Below are 15,483 nucleotides of genomic sequence, written 5' to 3' on the forward strand. Positions count from 1 at the left end.
TCATGGGTCGTCTAGCGTTGCTTCTACTCACTGCCTGCCTGAGCATCACCGCAATGGCCGCCGACGCCATCAAGAGCGAACGCAAGGAAACCTTCGGCGACGTGACGGTGCACTACAACACCTTCAACTCCACCTACCTGCTACCGGACGTTGCCAAGGCCGCCCAGCTGACCCGCAGCAAGGATCAGGGCGTGATCAACATTTCGGTGATCAAGGCCGGCACGCCGATGACGGCCGAGGTCAGCGGCACCGTCAAAGACCTGACCAGCCAAAGCTACACACTGAACTTCAAACAGGTCACCGAGCAAGGAGCGATCTACTACATCGCCCAATACCCGGTACCCCAGCAGGAAATCCGCACCTTCAACATCAAGGTGCAGACCGGCGACAAGATCAACACCATCAATTTCAACCAAGAGCTCTTCCCTGGCCAATGATCAACTTCACGCAACTCGTATTGGCCAGCCATAACGCCGGCAAACTCAAGGAACTCCAAGCCATGCTCGGCGAGTCGGTGCATCTGCGCTCGATCGGCGAGTTCAGCAGCGTCGAACCTGAAGAGACTGGTTTGTCGTTCGTCGAAAACGCCATCCTCAAGGCCCGCAATGCCGCGCGCATCTCCGGCCTGCCGGCGCTGGCCGACGATTCCGGGCTGGCGGTGGACTTCCTTGGCGGTGCGCCGGGTATCTACTCGGCGCGTTATGCCGACGGCAAGGGCGATGCGGCGAACAACGCCAAGCTGCTCGACGTGCTGAAAGACGTACCTGAAGCCGAACGTGGTGCGCAGTTCGTGTGCGTGCTGGCATTGGTACGCCACGCCGATGATCCGTTGCCGATTCTCTGTGAAGGTTTGTGGCACGGGCGAATCCTGACCCAGGCCAGCGGCGAGCACGGCTTTGGCTACGACCCGCTGTTCTGGGTGCCGGAGCGCAATTGCTCCAGCGCCGAGCTGGGTCCTGGCGACAAGAACCAGATCAGCCACCGCGCCCGTGCAATGGATCTGCTGCGCCAGCGTCTGGGCTTGAAATGACCCGTGAATCCTCCGCGTCGCCGCTGATCTTCGGCGGCGACGCTCAATCGCCTCGGGCAGCCCTGCCTGTGCTGCCGCCGCTGGCGCTGTATATCCATATCCCGTGGTGCGTGCGCAAATGCCCTTATTGCGACTTCAACTCCCACACCGCCAGCCCCGTGCTGCCGGAAGAAGAGTACGTCGACGCATTGCTGGCCGATCTCGATCAGGACCTGCACGCCGTTTATGGTCGTGAGCTGAGCTCGATTTTCTTTGGTGGCGGCACGCCAAGCCTGTTCAGCGCTGATTCGCTGGGTCGCCTGCTCAAAGGTGTCGAACAGCGCATCCCGTTTGCCAGCGACATCGAAATCACACTGGAAGCCAATCCAGGGACGTTCGAGCAAGACAAGTTCGTGGCGTACCGGAAACTGGGGATCAATCGCCTGTCGATTGGCATCCAGAGCTTTCAGCAAGAAAAGCTCGAAGCCCTGGGGCGGATTCATAATGGTGACGAAGCCGTACGCGCTGCCGGTATGGCGCGGCAGGCCGGGTTCGACAACTTCAATCTGGACTTGATGCATGGCTTGCCGAATCAGTCCCTGGACGATGCCTTGGCCGACCTGCGCACAGCCATCGCCCTGAAACCGACACACCTGTCGTGGTATCAACTGACCCTGGAACCGAACACCGTGTTCTGGAACCAGCCGCCGACACTGCCGGAAGACGATACGCTGTGGGACATTCAGGAAGCCGGGCAAGCGCTGCTGGCCGAACACGGTTACGCGCAATACGAAGTCTCGGCCTATGCCCTGCCCGGTCGCCCGGCGCGCCACAACCTCAATTACTGGAGTTTTGGCGACTTCATCGGCATCGGTGCCGGCGCCCATGGCAAGCTCAGCCACCCGGACGGGCGCATCATTCGCACCTGGAAAACCCGACTGCCGAAGGATTACCTGAATCCGGCGAAAAGCTTTAAGGCCGGCGAGAAAGCGCTGGGTAACGATGAAATGCCGTTCGAATTCCTGATGAACGCGCTGCGCCTGACTGACGGCGTCGAATCGCGGCTGTACCCGGAACGTACCGGCATGACGCTGGAAAGCCTTGCTGAAGGCCGCCGTGAAGCCGAACAAAGCGGCCTGTTGCAGGTCGAACCGTCACGTCTGGTAGCTACCGAGCGCGGACAACTCTTCCTCAACGACTTGCTGCAGAAATTTCTGACATAAGGAAATCGAATGGATTTGGTACTCGACCTGCTTGCCACCGTGTCTCGCTGGAGCCGCAGCAACCTCTCGGAAATCGCCCTGGCCCTGGTGGGCTGCCTGCTGGTGCTGTTTGGTGCGGATTTCAAAGGCTGGGTCGAGCAGCGCCTGGGCAGCATCGCCGGCGCCTTGCGCGTACCGCTGATGTCCCTGCTGTGCCTGATCGGCAGCGGCGCGGCGCTGATCTACGCCACGCCGTGGGTCGTGCGCGGCTTGAGCCAGTTCAACAACTACAGCCTGGCGCCGGTGTTGCTGGTGGTGCTGGTGTTGATTGGCGTAGTAGCCGACCGCCGCTGATTTAAGCCACACCCTAAAACAACTGTGGGAGCGGGCTTGCTCGCGAAAGCGGTGTATCAGACAACATTAATGTCGACTGACACGACGCCTTCGCGAGCAAGCCCGCTCCCACAGTTTGTATTGGGTGATGCTTAGGACTGCTTCTCGAACTTCAAATCCCAAACGCCATGCCCAAGACGTTCGCCACGGCGTTCGAACTTGGTGATCGGCCGCTCGGCCGGGCGTGGCACGCACTTGCCGTCTTCAGCCAGGTTGCGGTAACCCGGCGCAACATTCATCACTTCCAGCATGTACTCAGCGTACGGTTCCCAGTCAGTGGCCATGTGCAGAATGCCGCCGACTTTCAACTTGCTGCGCACCAGCTCAGCGAAGGACGCCTGAACAATACGACGCTTGTGGTGACGGCTCTTGTGCCACGGATCCGGGAAAAACAGCATCAGGCGATCGAGGCTGTTATCGGCCACGCAGCGGTTGAGTACTTCGATCGCATCGCAATCGTAGACCCGCAGGTTGGTCAGACCTTGCGTCAGCACGCCATTGAGCAGCGCGCCGACACCCGGACGGTGAACCTCGACGCCGATGAAATCCTGATCCGGCGCAGCCGCTGCCATTTCCAGCAGCGAATGGCCCATGCCGAAACCGATTTCCAGCGAGCGCGGTGCCGAGCGACCGAACACCTGGTCGAAATCCACCGGCGCGTCGGCCAGCGGCAGCACGAACAGCGGAGTGCCCTGCTCCAGGCCCTTTTGCTGGCCTTCGGTCATGCGCCCGGCGCGCATCACGAAACTCTTGATGCGGCGGTGTTGGCGCTCGTCGCCTTCTTCCGTCTGGATTGGCGTGTCGTTCGATTCAGTCATCAATGGCTCTTACTTGATCAGACCATCCAGCGGCGAAGAGGCGCTGGCATAGAGTTTTTTCGGCATGCGGCCGGCGAGGTAGGCCAGGCGGCCTGCGACGATCGCATGTTTCATGGCTTCAGCCATCATGACCGGCTGCTGGGCATGGGCGATGGCCGAGTTCATCAGCACTGCATCACAGCCCAGCTCCATGGCGATGGTGGCGTCGGAAGCAGTACCGACACCAGCATCCACCAGCACCGGGATTTTGGCTTCTTCGAGGATGATCTGCAGGTTGTACGGATTGCAGATCCCCAGACCGGAGCCGATCAGACCGGCCAGCGGCATCACCGCGATACAGCCGATTTCCGCCAACTGACGGGCGATGATCGGATCATCACTGGTGTAGACCATCACGTCGAAGCCTTCCTTGACCAGCGTTTCGGCGGCCTTGAGGGTTTCGATCACGTTGGGGAACAGGGTTTTCTGGTCGGCCAGCACTTCCAGCTTCACCAGGTTGTGGCCATCGAGCAGCTCACGGGCCAGGCGGCAGGTGCGCACGGCTTCGATGGCGTCGTAGCAACCGGCGGTGTTCGGCAGGAAGGTGTAGCGATCCGGCGACAGCACTTCGAGCAGGTTCGGCTCGCCCTCGATCTGGCCAAGGTTGGTGCGGCGCACGGCGAAAGTGACGATCTCGGCACCCGAGGCTTCGATGGCCAGGCGGGTTTCTTCCATGTCACGGTACTTGCCGGTACCGACCAGCAAACGCGACTGGTAAGTACGACCGGCCAGGACGAAAGGCTTGTCGCTGCGAACGATGCTCATGGGAAATCCTCTGTAGGGGTGAGGTACTTGCAGAATTCTGTGGCCACTGGGCCGAGGCTGCTAGCCGCCGCCGATGGCGTGCACCACTTCGACGTTGTCGCCGTCATTCAACGTGGTGTCTGCGTGCTGACTGCGCGGGACGATATCCAGATTGAGTTCGACCGCCACCCGGCGTCCGGTCAGGTCCAGACGGGTCAGCAGGGCCGCAACGGTTTCACCGTCGGGCAGTTCAAGGGATTCGCCGTTCAACTGAATGCGCATGCCGGATGCCGCCATCATTTTTAGGGGCAGGCATTCTAGCCCGATCAGTCAGGCCGACCCAAGCCATTCGTCATGAAATGGACCGTTAAGTCAGCTCAGGCGCCAGGCGGCAAGTCCGAGGCAAAACCAGCCCACCAGGAAGGCCAGGCCACCGAACGGGGTGATGATGCCGAGCTTGCTGATGCCCGTCAGCGTCAATACATACAGGCTGCCGGAAAACAGCAGGATACCGATGGAAAACGACGCAGCGGCCCAGGTGGCGAGTCGACCGGGAATTTGCGTGGCCAGCGCTGCGACACCGAGCAACGCCAGGGCATGCACCAGTTGATAGGTGACGCCGGTGTGGAAGATCGCCAGGTACTCGGCGCTCAGGCGGCTCTTCAGGCCATGGGCGGCAAAGGCCCCGAGGCCGACACCGGTGAAGCCGAAAAAAGCGGCCAGCATCAGAAAGCCACGCAGCATGCAGAACTCCAGTCAGTTTCGATCCAAAGGGTCTGTATAATGGCCCGCTCAACGGGTTCGGCCAAGCCATCTCTATGCTGCGTATCTATTTCCGTCATTTCTCCAAGGCCGCGCTCTGGTTCATGGGTGGCAGCGTATTGCTGGTGCTGATCTTTCGCGTGGTGCCGCCACCGGGGACGACGCTGATGGTCGAGCGCAAGATCGAGTCCTGGTTTGACGGCGAACCCATCGACCTGCAACGGACCTGGAAACCCTGGGACGAGATCTCCGACGACCTGAAAGTCGCGGTGATTGCCGGCGAAGACCAGAAATTCCCGGAGCACTGGGGCTTCGATATCGGCGCGATTCAGGCGGCGTTTGCCCATAACGAGCGCGGCGGTTCGATCCGTGGCGCCAGCACCCTCAGCCAGCAAGTCTCGAAAAACCTGTTCCTGTGGTCTGGCCGCAGCTGGCTGCGCAAAGGCCTGGAAGCCTGGTTCACCGGACTGATCGAAGTGCTCTGGCCCAAGCAGCGGATTCTTGAGGTGTACCTCAACAGTGTCGAATGGGATGACGGTGTGTTTGGCGCTGAAGCGGCGGCTCGGCATCACTTTGGCGTGAGTGCCAAAGGCCTCAGCCGCCAACAATCGAGCTTGCTGGCGGCCGTTCTGCCCAACCCGCGAGTATGGAGCGCGAGCCATCCGACCGCTTACGTGGCGCGACGTGCAGGCTGGATTCGGCGCCAGATGAGCCAACTGGGTGGCGACAGCTATCTGGTCGGGCTGAACGATTCGCGCCGGGCGCCTTGGGCCGAATAACCGATCACCATTTATTGAAACACTGAAGATCCCTGTGGGAGAGCTTGCTCGCGATAGCGGTGGGTCATTCAACATTGATATCGACTGAACCGACGCCATCGCGAGCAAGCTCGCTCCCACAGGGTCCATCGCAAGCCGACCATCAGACACAAACAAAAACGCCCCAATCAATGATCGGGGCGTTTTCTATTACCTGCCCACCAGTTACGCAGCGATCGACACCTTGAGCTTGTTCATCGCGCTCTTCTCGAGTTGACGAATACGCTCGGCCGACACGTTGTACTTCTGCGCCAGGTCGTGCAGCGTGGCTTTTTCTTCCGCCAGCCAGCGCTGGTAGAGGATGTCACGGCTGCGGTCGTCCAGCACTTCCAGCGCTTCGTGCAGGTTGTGGTTGGAGTTGTCGCTCCAGTCGGCATCTTCCAGTTGACGGGCCGGGTCGTACCGGTGGTCTTCCAGATAGTTGGCCGGCGACTGGAAAGCACTGTCGTCGTCCGCTTCGGCAGCCGGGTCGAAGGCCATGTCATGGCCAGTCAGGCGGCTTTCCATCTCGCGCACTTCCCGAGGCTCTACACCGAGGCTTTCCGCCACACGGTGGACTTCCTCGTTGTTCAGCCAGGCCAGACGCTTCTTCTGGCTGCGCAGGTTGAAGAACAACTTGCGCTGGGCCTTGGTGGTCGCGACTTTCACGATGCGCCAGTTGCGCAGGATGAACTCGTGGATTTCCGCCTTGATCCAGTGCACGGCAAAGGACACCAGGCGCACGCCCATTTCCGGGTTGAAGCGCTTCACGGCCTTCATCAAGCCGACGTTGCCTTCCTGGATCAGGTCAGCCTGGGCCAGGCCGTAGCCGGAATAGCTACGGGCGATATGTACGACAAAACGCAGGTGGGCGAGCACCATCTGCCGAGCCGCCCCCAAATCCTGCTCATAATAGAGACTCTCGGCCAGTTCACGCTCCTGCTCCGGCGACAGCAATGGAATGCTGTTGACGGTGTGCACATAGGCCTCCAGGTTCGCACCCGGGACCAGAGCATATGCAGGTTGCAAAGAATTGGTCATACGAAAAAACCTCCGACTTACAAACTCGTGCAGTTCAGCACTGCGAAAATTGACCGGAAACCGAAAGACAAGTTCCCTAAAACCCAAAAACGCTGAAAGGTCAATACGAGCAAAATGATACTACTTAGGCGCAAGCTCCCTCAGGTGGCGTGCGACTGCAATCCATGCACCGATATACCCCAACAGCACCGCGCCAAGCAAGAGAGACAGACCGTCGGCAACTGGCACTCCAGCCAGCGCAAAATCACTGCCGTACAAACCGGCCAGCCCCACCACCGCGTCGTTCAGCCAATCAAGGCCGAACGCCAGTACGCCCCAGGACAGAATCCCCGCACCGAAGCCATACAACGCGCCCATATACAGAAAGGGCCTGCGTACATAGCTGTCAGTGCCGCCGACCAGTTTAATCACTTCTATCTCTGTGCGGCGGTTTTCAATATGAAGACGAATGGTATTGCCTATCACCAAAAGTAATGCAGAAACCAGAAGCACGGTCAGACCGAAGACAAAACGGTCACCCAGCTTGAGGATGGCTGCCAGACGCTCGACCCAGACTAAATCAAGTTGCGCCTGTTGTACCTTCGGCAGCTCGGATAGTTTTTGCCTTAATGCTTCAAGGGCTGGCTTGTCGACTTCGCTCGGCGTCACCAGGACCACGCCCGGCAGCGGGTTCTCCGGCAACTCCTTGAGCGCCTCGCCCAGACCGGACTGTTGCTGGAACTCTTCCAGCGCCTGCTCCCGGCCAACATATTCGGCATCGGCGACGCCAGGCATGCCCTTGATCTGATCGCGCAGCGATTCGCCTTCGGCAGGCCTGGCCTCAAGGTCCAGATACAGGGAAATCTGCGCCGCGCGCTGCCAGGAACCGCCCAAGCGCTCGACGTTACTTAGCAAAAGTGACAGCCCCATGGGCAAACTCAGGGCTACCGCCATCACCATGCAGGTGAAAAAACTGCCGATGGGCTGCTTGCCCAGGCGGCGCAGGCTGTCCACCAGACTGGCGCGATGGCTTTCGATCCAGGCGCGGAACAACGTGGCAAAGTCCGGCCCGTCGTCATCATCGCGTTTTTTCTTTTGCGGCTGCGGATCGGCGGCCTTCGGGGCCACACGCTCGGAAACCTTGGGGCTACGTGTTGCACTCATACCGCGGCCTCCCCGTCACCGATCAATCGACCGCGTTGCAGCGTCAGCATGCGATGGCGCATACGGGCGATCAGGGCCAGGTCGTGACTGGCGATCAGCACGCTGGTACCCAGGCGATTGATGTCTTCGAACACACCCATGATCTCGGCGGCCAGGCGCGGGTCGAGGTTACCGGTCGGCTCATCCGCCAGCAGCAAGGCCGGACGATGAACGATGGCGCGGGCGATGCCGACGCGCTGCTGCTGACCGGTGGACAGGTCGCCCGGGTACAGATCGGTTTTATCCGACAGCGCCACGCGCTCCAGTGCCGAGTCCACGCGCTTGGCGATTTCGGCCTTGGACAACCCCAGGATCTGCAAAGGCAACGCGACGTTATTGAACACCGTGCGATCGAACAGCAACTGGTGATTCTGGAACACCACGCCGATCTGCCGGCGCAAGAAAGGAATCTGTGCGTTGCTGATGGTGCTCAGGTCTTGCCCGGCGAGCAGCAGCTTGCCGCTGGTCGGGCGCTCCATCGCCAGCAACAGGCGCAACAGCGTGGATTTACCGGCGCCGGAATGGCCGGTGACAAACAAGAACTCGCCACGACGGACTCGAAAGCTCAGCTCATGCAAGCCGACGTGACCGTTCGGGTAGCGCTTACCGACCTGTTCGAAACGAATCATGAACGCTCCCGCTCGGCAAACAATGCCTGGACAAAGGGTTCTGCTTCAAAGGTACGCAAATCGTCGATGCCTTCGCCGACGCCAATGTAGCGGATCGGCAGGCCGAATTGCTTGGCCAGGGCAAAAATCACCCCGCCTTTGGCGGTGCCGTCGAGCTTGGTCAGCGCCAGGCCGGTCAGTTCGACGGTCTGGTTGAATTGCTTGGCCTGGTTGATGGCGTTCTGGCCGGTGCCGGCGTCAAGCACCAACAGCACTTCGTGAGGAGCGTCGGCGTCGAGCTTGCCGATCACCCGGCGAACCTTTTTCAGCTCTTCCATCAGGTTGTCTTTGGTGTGCAGGCGGCCGGCGGTGTCGGCGATCAGCACATCAATGCCACGGGCCTTGGCGGCCTGCACGGCGTCGAAGATCACCGAGGCCGAGTCGGCGCCAGTGTGCTGCGCGATCACCGGGATCTTGTTGCGCTCACCCCAGACCTGCAATTGCTCCACCGCCGCGGCACGGAAGGTGTCGCCAGCGGCGAGCATGACTTTCTTGCCTTCCAGCTGCAGCTTCTTCGCCAGCTTGCCGATGGTAGTGGTCTTGCCGGCACCGTTGACGCCGACCACCAGAATCACGAACGGCTTGTTTTGCGAGGTGACTTTCAGCGGCTGCTCGACAGGCTTGAGCATCGCTGCCAGCTCGGCTTGCAGGGATTTGTACAGGGCATCGGCGTCGGCCAGCTCCTTGCGCGCAACCTTCTGGGTCAGACGCTGAATGATCACCGAGGTGGCTTCGACACCAACGTCGGCGGTCAGCAAACGGGTTTCGAGGTCTTCGAGCAGCTCGTCATCAATGACCTTTTTGCCCAGGAACAGGCTGGCCATGCCTTCGCCGATACTGGCGCTGGTCTTGGACAGGCCCTGCTTGAGGCGGGCGAAGAAACCGGCTTTGGTTTCTTCGGTGCGTACGGGCTCCGCCGGGGCTTCGACGGGCGCCGCGATCGGCTCAGCAATCGGAGCGGGTGCAGGCGCTTGAGCAACCGGAGCAACCGGAGCAACCGGAGCAACCGGAGCAACCGGAGCAACGAATACCGGAACCTCAGGCTGGCTGACAACGGGCACAGGCTCGACCACGACGACCGGTTCAACAATCGGTTCGACCACAGGCGCGTGAGCCGGTGCAGGCGTAAACGTTGCCGGAGCCGGAATCGGTGGCGTCACGTGAGGAGCCAAGTCATTTTCGACCAATGCCACCGGCTCCTCCGCCACGGGCAAGGTCAGCCATGGCTCGGCAGTCGGAGTCAGCGGCGCTTCGATAATTTCGCTGACAGGCTCAACAACAGATTCAGCCTGCGATTGCAGTACCGGCTCGGCAACCGGCAGAACAACCGGCGCGGGCGCTTCTTCTAATACCGGGACCGGCGTCGGCGCTGGTTCAGGAATGGCTTGTGGCTGTTCGACGACGGGTTCCTGCGGCTTTTTGCGCAGCCATCCGAACAGGCTTTTCTTCTCGCCAGCCGCAGCTGGGGTCTTCTTGTCGTCGTTGGAACCAAACATGGAGGACGGCTATCTCACGGTAGCGACGCGCCAATGGCGCCCCGGCAAATAAATATTCGATGCAGAACAGACTGTGTTTCACCCAGCTTGTTCACGCGCAACATTTTGTCGAGGTGCCAACGGCGCCTCAAAGGTCGACTAATACGAAGGACTGGAACGGCATCGTCGGCGAAAACGCAGAGTTTAGCTGACAAACTCAAAGTTTCTGCCGGTAACCCATACAACCCGCAGGCCGGTCAAAGGCCTGATAGGCGTGGCCGCCAGTAAAACGGATCAGTATCCTAGCACCCTCTCGCCCGCTGACGCTAAGAACAAGCGGGCAGCCCCAAAGGTTTGAAAACGAATGAATGCTCTTGCCCGCCGCGCCGCAGGCCTGCTGCTCAGCACAGTTTGCCTGCCCCTTTCGGCCTTGGCTGCCGACCCGCAACCCACCCACGAATTCACTCTCGACAATGGCTTGAAGGTGGTTGTACGCGAAGACCATCGTGCACCTGTTGTGGTTTCCCAGGTCTGGTACAAGGTCGGCTCCAGCTACGAGACGCCGGGCAATACCGGCCTGTCCCACGCCCTGGAACACATGATGTTCAAGGGCAGCGAGAAAGTCGGCCCCGGCGAAGCGTCACTGATCCTGCGCGACCTCGGCGCCGAAGAGAACGCCTTCACCAGCGATGACTTCACCGCGTACTACCAGGTGCTGGCCCGGGATCGCCTGGGCGTGGCTTTCGAGCTGGAGGCCGACCGCATGGCCAGCCTGCGCCTGCCGGCCGACGAGTTCGCCAAGGAAATCGAGGTCATCAAGGAAGAACGTCGCCTTCGTACCGACGACAAGCCAATGTCCAAGGCCTACGAGCGCTTCAAGGCCATGGCCTACCCGGCCAGCGGCTATCACACACCGACTATCGGCTGGATGGCCGACCTTGAGCGGATGAAAGTCGAAGAGCTGCGCCACTGGTACGAAACCTGGTACGTGCCCAACAACGCCACGCTGGTGGTGGTCGGCGATGTCACCCCGGACGAAGTCAAAACCCTGGCCCAACGCTATTTCGGCCCGATCGCCAAGCGTGATGTGCCGGCCGCGAAAAAACCGCTGGAACTGGCCGAACCGGGCGAGCGCCAGATCACTCTGCACGTGCAGACCCAACTGCCTAGCCTGATGCTGGCCTTCAACGTGCCGAGCATCGCCACCACCGACGACAAACGCCTGGTCAATGCCCTGCGGCTGATCTCGGCACTGCTTGACGGTGGCTACAGCGGACGCATCCCGACGCAACTGGAGCGCGGCGAAGAACTGGTGTCCGGCGGTTCGTCGAGTTACGACGCCTACACCCGTGGCGACAGCCTCTTCACTCTGTCGGCATCGCCAAACTCACAGAAACACAAGACCATCGCCCAAGCGCAAGCCGGTTTGTGGAAGCTGCTCGACCAACTGAAAACCACCGCGCCAACCGCTGAAGAGCTGGAACGGGTCCGCGCACAAGTCATCGCCGGCCTGGTCTTCGAGCGCGACTCGATCACCAGCCAGGCCACGGCCATCGGCCAACTGGAAACCGTCGGCCTGTCATGGAGACTGATGGACACCGAACTGGCCGACCTGGAAAGCGTCACGCCGGAAGATATCCGGAAAGCCGCCAAGCTGTATTTCACCCGCGAACGTCTCAGCGTCGCCCATGTACTGCCTCTGGAGACGACTCATGAGTGAGCGTAAACCCTCCCGCCTGGCCCTGATCGGCCTGGTCGCCGTCGCCGTTATCGGTTCCGCCGCGTTCTATCTGTCGCGCTCCGGTGAAACCAATGCCAGCGAAGCCCTGGACAAGGCCAGGGCCAGCCAGAAACTGCAATCGCTGACCGAGCTCAACGGCAAGGCACCGGAACACCGCAAGCTGGACGTGCAGACCTGGAACACCGCCGAAGGCACAAAGGTGCTGTTCGTCGAAGCCCATGAGCTGCCGATGTTCGACATGCGCCTGATCTTCGCTGCCGGCAGCAGCCAGGACGGCGATGCACCGGGCGTGGCGGTGTTGACCAACGCCATGCTCAACGAAGGCGTGGCCGGCAAAGACGTCGGTGCCATTGCCCAAGGCTTCGAAGGCCTGGGCGCCGATTTCGGCAACGGCGCGTTTAAGGACATGGCAATCGCTTCGCTGCGCAGCCTGAGTGCCAAGGACAAGCGCGAGCCGGCCCTGAAGCTGTTCGCCGAAGTCATCGGCAAGCCGACTTTCCCTGCCGATTCGCTGGCCCGCATCAAGAACCAGATGCTCGCCGGTTTCGAATACCAGAAACAGAACCCCGGCAAACTGGCGAGCCTGGAACTGATGAACCGCTTGTACGGTGATCACCCGTACGCACACGCCAGCGACGGCACGGCGAAAACCGTACCGGCGATCACCCAGGCACAGCTGCGTGCTTTCCACGAGAAAGCCTACGCAGCCGGTAACGTGGTGATCGCACTGGTCGGCGACCTGTCCCGCGCGGAAGCCGAAGCGATTGCCGCACAGGTTTCCAGTGCCTTGCCCAAAGGCCCGGACTTGCCGAAAATCGCGCAGCCCGTCGAACCCAAGGCCAGCGTCGGCCATATCGAGTTCCCGTCCAAGCAGACCAACCTGATGCTCGCGCAATTGGGCATCGACCGCGACGACCCGGACTACGCGGCGTTGTCCATGGGTAACCAGATTCTCGGTGGCGGCGGCTTCGGCACCCGCTTGATGAGCGAAGTGCGCGAGAAGCGTGGCCTGACTTACGGCGTGTATTCGGGCTTCACCCCGATGCAGGTGCGCGGCCCGTTCATGATCAACCTGCAAACCCGCGCCGAGATGAGCGAGGGCACCCTGAAACTGGTGCAGGATGTACTGGCCGACTATCTTAAAACCGGCCCGAGCGAAAAAGAGCTGGACGACGCCAAGCGCGAACTGGCCGGCAGCTTCCCGCTGTCCACCGCGAGTAACGCCGATATCGTCGGCCAGCTTGGCGCCATCGGTTTTTACAACTTGCCGTTGAGTCACCTGGAAGACTTCATGCAGCAGTCCCAGGCCTTGACCGTCGAGCAAGTCAAAGCCGCCATGAACAAACACCTGAGCACGGACAAGATGGTCATCGTCAGCGCTGGCCCGACCGTGCCGCAAAAGCCGTTACCGGCCCCTACTGATAAACCTTCCGAGCAGCCGCTCGGGGTTCCGGAGCATTAATGGCCCATCCTAAAAAACCCGCCAAAAACGTCCATAACGGCGTGAACCAGCTGCGCATCATCGGCGGCGAATGGCGCAGCCGGAAGCTGAGCTTCCCCGATGCCCCGGGCCTGCGTCCGACGCCGGACCGCGTGCGTGAAACCCTGTTCAACTGGCTCGCACCTTACGTGCCGGGCGCCAAGGTGCTCGACCCGTTCACCGGCAGCGGCGCGCTGTTCCTCGAAGCCTTGTCCCGTGGCGCGGCCATGGGCCAGGCGCTGGACGCCAGCAGTATCGCGGTATCCAGCCTGAAAGAGCACCTGGGGACGTTGCGATGCACCAACGGCCAGGTCCAGACCGCCGATGCCCTGCGCTACCTGGAAACCCAGACCGCAACGGCCTACGACCTGGTATTCCTCGATCCGCCGTTCAACCAGGACCTGCTGCCCGCCGTTTGCAAGTTGCTCGAAGAGCGCCAATGGCTGGCCGAAGATGCCTGGGTGTACACCGAAAGCGAGTCCGCGCCGTCGACCCTGGGCCTGCCGGAGAACTGGCGCCTGCACCGGGAGCAGAAATCCGGACGCGTGTATTACTCGTTGTGGCAGCGCAGCGCCTGACATTTCCGCGAGACGACTGCCCCAAACCTGGGTTGTGAGGTGCACTACATAGTTACCGCCTGACATCCTTACGGATCATCCACAGTGGTTTGCGCAATTACCTGCAAACCACTGAGGATGAACACGGATGAACATCTCCCGCAGCCTATTCGTGCTGCCCTTTATCGCCTGGCTACCGCTCATGGCCGGCGCGGCGACCCCCCCTGCGACGCAAGACTTCGTACTGGACAACGGCCTCAAGGTTGTCGTGCGCGAGGACCACCGTTCCCCCATCGTCACCGCCCAACTCTGGATCAAGGTCGGTGCAAGCTACGAACCGCCCGGCCAATCGGGCCTGTCCCACGCCCTCGAACACATGGTCTACAAGGGCAGCAGCAAGGCCTGCGCCGGAGAGTTCGCGGCGATACTGGATAAACTTGGCGCCAGCCAAAACGCATTTACCGGCACTGACTTCACTGTCTTTTACCAGACACTGCCTTCCGGCCGCACGGGCGTCGCGTTCGAAATACTCGCCGATCTGATGAGTACGGCCGAGCTGAATGCACAGGACTTCACACCGGAGCTCAAGGTCATTCAGGAGGAGCGTCGGATGTACGTTGATGATGAAATCACCGCATCGGTTCAAGAACGACTGAACAGCATCGCCCACCCGGCCAGCGGCTACCGCACCCCGACGATTGGCTGGATGCACGATCTGCAACGCATGAACGCCGTGCAATTGCAGCAGTGGTATCAGGCTTGGTATTCGCCGGACAATGTGACGCTGGTGGTCGTTGGCGATGTTGCACCTGAGCGGATCAAGGCCCTGGCACAGCAACATTTCGGCCATCTTGAGCGACGTGCGACACCCGTGGCGCCCGCACCCGTCGAGCTGGCTTCTGCCGGAGAACGGTCACTGACCCTGCACGCATCGGTAGCATCCCCGCGTTTGATCATGAGCTTCAACGCGCCCAGCCTGACCACGGCACCGGATCGTCGAACCGCCCATGCCCTGCGCCTGCTTAACATGTTACTGGCCGGATCCAGTAGCGCGCGGATCAAACAGCAACTGCAACTGAGCGAGGCGATATTCACTGAGGCCCAGTCAGAGTACGACGCCTTCAATCGCGGCGATTCGTTGCTGACCATCAGCACACAGCTCAACCCGGACAAGCTCAATGACGCTGACGAAGCCCTCGCCCGTCTGTGGCAAGTGATCGAATCACTGAAGAGCAAGGCACCGGAACCGACAGAACTGGTGCGCGTGAAAAACCTTGTGATCGCTAACACGGTTTATGCGCAGGATGATCTGGAAGGGCAGGCGCACACCTTGGGCCTGCTGGAAACCATCGGCCTGGACTGGCGGCTGGCCGATCAGGATACGGATGAGCTGAACAAGGTCACGCCCCTGGAAATTCAACAAGTCGCCAAGACGTACCTGACGCGCGAGCGCCTGAGTACCGCGAAAATCTTGCCGGAGAAAAACAATGGATAAGCTCAAAGGCCTCATCAATGGATTGATCCTGGCCGGCATGCTGTTGAGTGCACAGGCCACAGCCACTGCAACCACGGCGC

17 protein-coding genes are annotated in these 15,483 nt (G+C 60.8%); 9 read left to right on the forward strand and 8 right to left on the reverse strand.

The window, feature by feature from the left end; translation table 11 throughout:
• The first annotated feature begins 2 nt into the window (after positions 1-2).
• The 4 genes from AC3IT6_RS27465 to AC3IT6_RS27480 are packed head-to-tail and all read left to right on the forward strand — an operon-like array spanning position 3 to position 2,565.
• Positions 3-437 (forward strand): DUF4426 domain-containing protein, encoded by a 435-nt coding sequence (locus tag AC3IT6_RS27465; protein WP_489353715.1) that lies wholly within the window; start codon positions 3-5, stop codon positions 435-437.
• Complete coding sequence (gene rdgB, locus AC3IT6_RS27470; protein WP_223445316.1) at positions 434-1,030, forward strand: RdgB/HAM1 family non-canonical purine NTP pyrophosphatase; 597 nt, start codon at positions 434-436, stop codon at positions 1,028-1,030. Before AC3IT6_RS27465 ends, rdgB begins: the two co-directional genes overlap by 4 nt.
• Positions 1,027-2,232 (forward strand): radical SAM family heme chaperone HemW, encoded by a 1,206-nt coding sequence (gene hemW / locus AC3IT6_RS27475; RefSeq protein WP_489353716.1) that lies wholly within the window; start codon positions 1,027-1,029, stop codon positions 2,230-2,232. The genes rdgB and hemW overlap by 4 nt, the downstream gene beginning before the upstream one ends.
• A 9-nt stretch (positions 2,233-2,241) precedes the next feature.
• Positions 2,242-2,565 carry a DUF3392 domain-containing protein gene (locus tag AC3IT6_RS27480; RefSeq protein ID WP_223460586.1) on the forward strand — a complete coding sequence of 108 codons (324 nt, stop codon included), beginning with the start codon at positions 2,242-2,244 and terminating at the stop codon, positions 2,563-2,565.
• A 131-nt stretch (positions 2,566-2,696) separates the two neighbouring features.
• On the opposite strand, the gene trmB is transcribed toward AC3IT6_RS27480, so the two are convergent.
• The 4 genes from trmB to AC3IT6_RS27500 form a co-directional block, all read right to left on the reverse strand.
• A complete protein-coding gene (trmB, locus tag AC3IT6_RS27485) occupies positions 2,697-3,422 on the reverse strand; it encodes a tRNA (guanosine(46)-N7)-methyltransferase TrmB (RefSeq protein ID WP_007975392.1) in 726 nt (241 codons plus the stop codon).
• A gap of 9 nt (positions 3,423-3,431) precedes the next feature.
• Complete coding sequence (locus AC3IT6_RS27490) at positions 3,432-4,226, reverse strand: thiazole synthase (protein WP_007975390.1); 795 nt, start codon at positions 4,224-4,226, stop codon at positions 3,432-3,434.
• Positions 4,227-4,286: 60 nt separating this feature from the next.
• Entirely contained in the window at positions 4,287-4,487 is a 201-nt protein-coding gene (gene thiS / locus AC3IT6_RS27495; RefSeq protein ID WP_167394879.1) for a sulfur carrier protein ThiS, read from the reverse strand.
• Between the two features lie 90 nt (positions 4,488-4,577).
• On the reverse strand, positions 4,578-4,949 hold the full coding sequence (locus AC3IT6_RS27500; protein ID WP_489353717.1) for a DUF423 domain-containing protein: 372 nt from the start codon (positions 4,947-4,949) through the stop codon (positions 4,578-4,580).
• Positions 4,950-5,023: 74 nt separating this feature from the next.
• Between AC3IT6_RS27500 and mtgA the strand changes: the two genes are divergently transcribed.
• Positions 5,024-5,746 (forward strand): monofunctional biosynthetic peptidoglycan transglycosylase, encoded by a 723-nt coding sequence (gene mtgA / locus AC3IT6_RS27505; protein ID WP_489353718.1) that lies wholly within the window; start codon positions 5,024-5,026, stop codon positions 5,744-5,746.
• Positions 5,747-5,950: 204 nt separating this feature from the next.
• Here mtgA and rpoH read toward each other — a convergent pair whose 3' ends face one another.
• The 4 genes from rpoH to ftsY all read right to left on the reverse strand — a co-directional run bounded on the left by rpoH (position 5,951) and on the right by ftsY (position 10,151).
• Positions 5,951-6,805 carry an RNA polymerase sigma factor RpoH gene (gene rpoH / locus AC3IT6_RS27510; RefSeq protein ID WP_150725044.1) on the reverse strand — a complete coding sequence of 285 codons (855 nt, stop codon included), beginning with the start codon at positions 6,803-6,805 and terminating at the stop codon, positions 5,951-5,953.
• Between the two features lie 120 nt (positions 6,806-6,925).
• Positions 6,926-7,948: a permease-like cell division protein FtsX gene (gene ftsX, locus AC3IT6_RS27515; RefSeq protein WP_489353719.1), complete on the reverse strand. Its 1,023-nt coding sequence runs from the start codon at positions 7,946-7,948 to the stop codon at positions 6,926-6,928.
• Positions 7,945-8,616: a cell division ATP-binding protein FtsE gene (gene ftsE, locus AC3IT6_RS27520; protein WP_007975383.1), complete on the reverse strand. Its 672-nt coding sequence runs from the start codon at positions 8,614-8,616 to the stop codon at positions 7,945-7,947. The genes ftsX and ftsE overlap by 4 nt, the downstream gene beginning before the upstream one ends.
• Entirely contained in the window at positions 8,613-10,151 is a 1,539-nt protein-coding gene (ftsY, locus tag AC3IT6_RS27525) for a signal recognition particle-docking protein FtsY (RefSeq protein WP_489353720.1), read from the reverse strand. Before ftsY ends, ftsE begins: the two co-directional genes overlap by 4 nt.
• Positions 10,152-10,494: 343 nt before the next feature.
• Between ftsY and AC3IT6_RS27530 the strand changes: the two genes are divergently transcribed.
• The 4 genes from AC3IT6_RS27530 (at position 10,495) to AC3IT6_RS27545 (ending at position 15,403) form a co-directional block, all read left to right on the forward strand.
• A complete protein-coding gene (locus AC3IT6_RS27530) occupies positions 10,495-11,850 on the forward strand; it encodes a M16 family metallopeptidase (RefSeq protein ID WP_489353721.1) in 1,356 nt (451 codons plus the stop codon).
• Entirely contained in the window at positions 11,843-13,333 is a 1,491-nt protein-coding gene (locus AC3IT6_RS27535) for a M16 family metallopeptidase (protein ID WP_489353722.1), read from the forward strand. The genes AC3IT6_RS27530 and AC3IT6_RS27535 overlap by 8 nt, the downstream gene beginning before the upstream one ends.
• On the forward strand, positions 13,333-13,929 hold the full coding sequence (rsmD, locus tag AC3IT6_RS27540) for a 16S rRNA (guanine(966)-N(2))-methyltransferase RsmD (RefSeq protein WP_489317560.1): 597 nt from the start codon (positions 13,333-13,335) through the stop codon (positions 13,927-13,929). Before AC3IT6_RS27535 ends, rsmD begins: the two co-directional genes overlap by 1 nt.
• Positions 13,930-14,056: 127 nt before the next feature.
• Entirely contained in the window at positions 14,057-15,403 is a 1,347-nt protein-coding gene (locus tag AC3IT6_RS27545; RefSeq protein WP_489353723.1) for a M16 family metallopeptidase, read from the forward strand.
• Positions 15,404-15,483: the final 80 nt, after the last annotated feature.

The sequence above is a fragment of the Pseudomonas sp. KH_017 genome (genome assembly GCF_057840285.1).

Excerpts from the sequence above, each read along its gene's own strand:
- AC3IT6_RS27465 (WP_489353715.1), top strand. The coding sequence starts at position 3 with ATGGGTCGTCTAGCGTTGCTTCTACTCACTGCCTGCCTGAGCATCACC.
- rdgB (WP_223445316.1), top strand. The coding sequence starts at position 434 with ATGATCAACTTCACGCAACTCGTATTGGCCAGCCATAACGCCGGCAAA.
- hemW (WP_489353716.1), top strand. The coding sequence starts at position 1,027 with ATGACCCGTGAATCCTCCGCGTCGCCGCTGATCTTCGGCGGCGACGCT.
- AC3IT6_RS27480 (WP_223460586.1), top strand. The coding sequence starts at position 2,242 with ATGGATTTGGTACTCGACCTGCTTGCCACCGTGTCTCGCTGGAGCCGC.
- trmB (WP_007975392.1), bottom strand. The coding sequence starts at position 3,422 with ATGACTGAATCGAACGACACGCCAATCCAGACGGAAGAAGGCGACGAG.
- AC3IT6_RS27490 (WP_007975390.1), bottom strand. The coding sequence starts at position 4,226 with ATGAGCATCGTTCGCAGCGACAAGCCTTTCGTCCTGGCCGGTCGTACT.
- thiS (WP_167394879.1), bottom strand. The coding sequence starts at position 4,487 with ATGCGCATTCAGTTGAACGGCGAATCCCTTGAACTGCCCGACGGTGAA.
- AC3IT6_RS27500 (WP_489353717.1), bottom strand. The coding sequence starts at position 4,949 with ATGCTGCGTGGCTTTCTGATGCTGGCCGCTTTTTTCGGCTTCACCGGT.
- mtgA (WP_489353718.1), top strand. The coding sequence starts at position 5,024 with ATGCTGCGTATCTATTTCCGTCATTTCTCCAAGGCCGCGCTCTGGTTC.
- rpoH (WP_150725044.1), bottom strand. The coding sequence starts at position 6,805 with ATGACCAATTCTTTGCAACCTGCATATGCTCTGGTCCCGGGTGCGAAC.
- ftsX (WP_489353719.1), bottom strand. The coding sequence starts at position 7,948 with ATGAGTGCAACACGTAGCCCCAAGGTTTCCGAGCGTGTGGCCCCGAAG.
- ftsE (WP_007975383.1), bottom strand. The coding sequence starts at position 8,616 with ATGATTCGTTTCGAACAGGTCGGTAAGCGCTACCCGAACGGTCACGTC.
- ftsY (WP_489353720.1), bottom strand. The coding sequence starts at position 10,151 with ATGTTTGGTTCCAACGACGACAAGAAGACCCCAGCTGCGGCTGGCGAG.
- AC3IT6_RS27530 (WP_489353721.1), top strand. The coding sequence starts at position 10,495 with ATGAATGCTCTTGCCCGCCGCGCCGCAGGCCTGCTGCTCAGCACAGTT.
- AC3IT6_RS27535 (WP_489353722.1), top strand. The coding sequence starts at position 11,843 with ATGAGTGAGCGTAAACCCTCCCGCCTGGCCCTGATCGGCCTGGTCGCC.
- rsmD (WP_489317560.1), top strand. The coding sequence starts at position 13,333 with ATGGCCCATCCTAAAAAACCCGCCAAAAACGTCCATAACGGCGTGAAC.
- AC3IT6_RS27545 (WP_489353723.1), top strand. The coding sequence starts at position 14,057 with ATGAACATCTCCCGCAGCCTATTCGTGCTGCCCTTTATCGCCTGGCTA.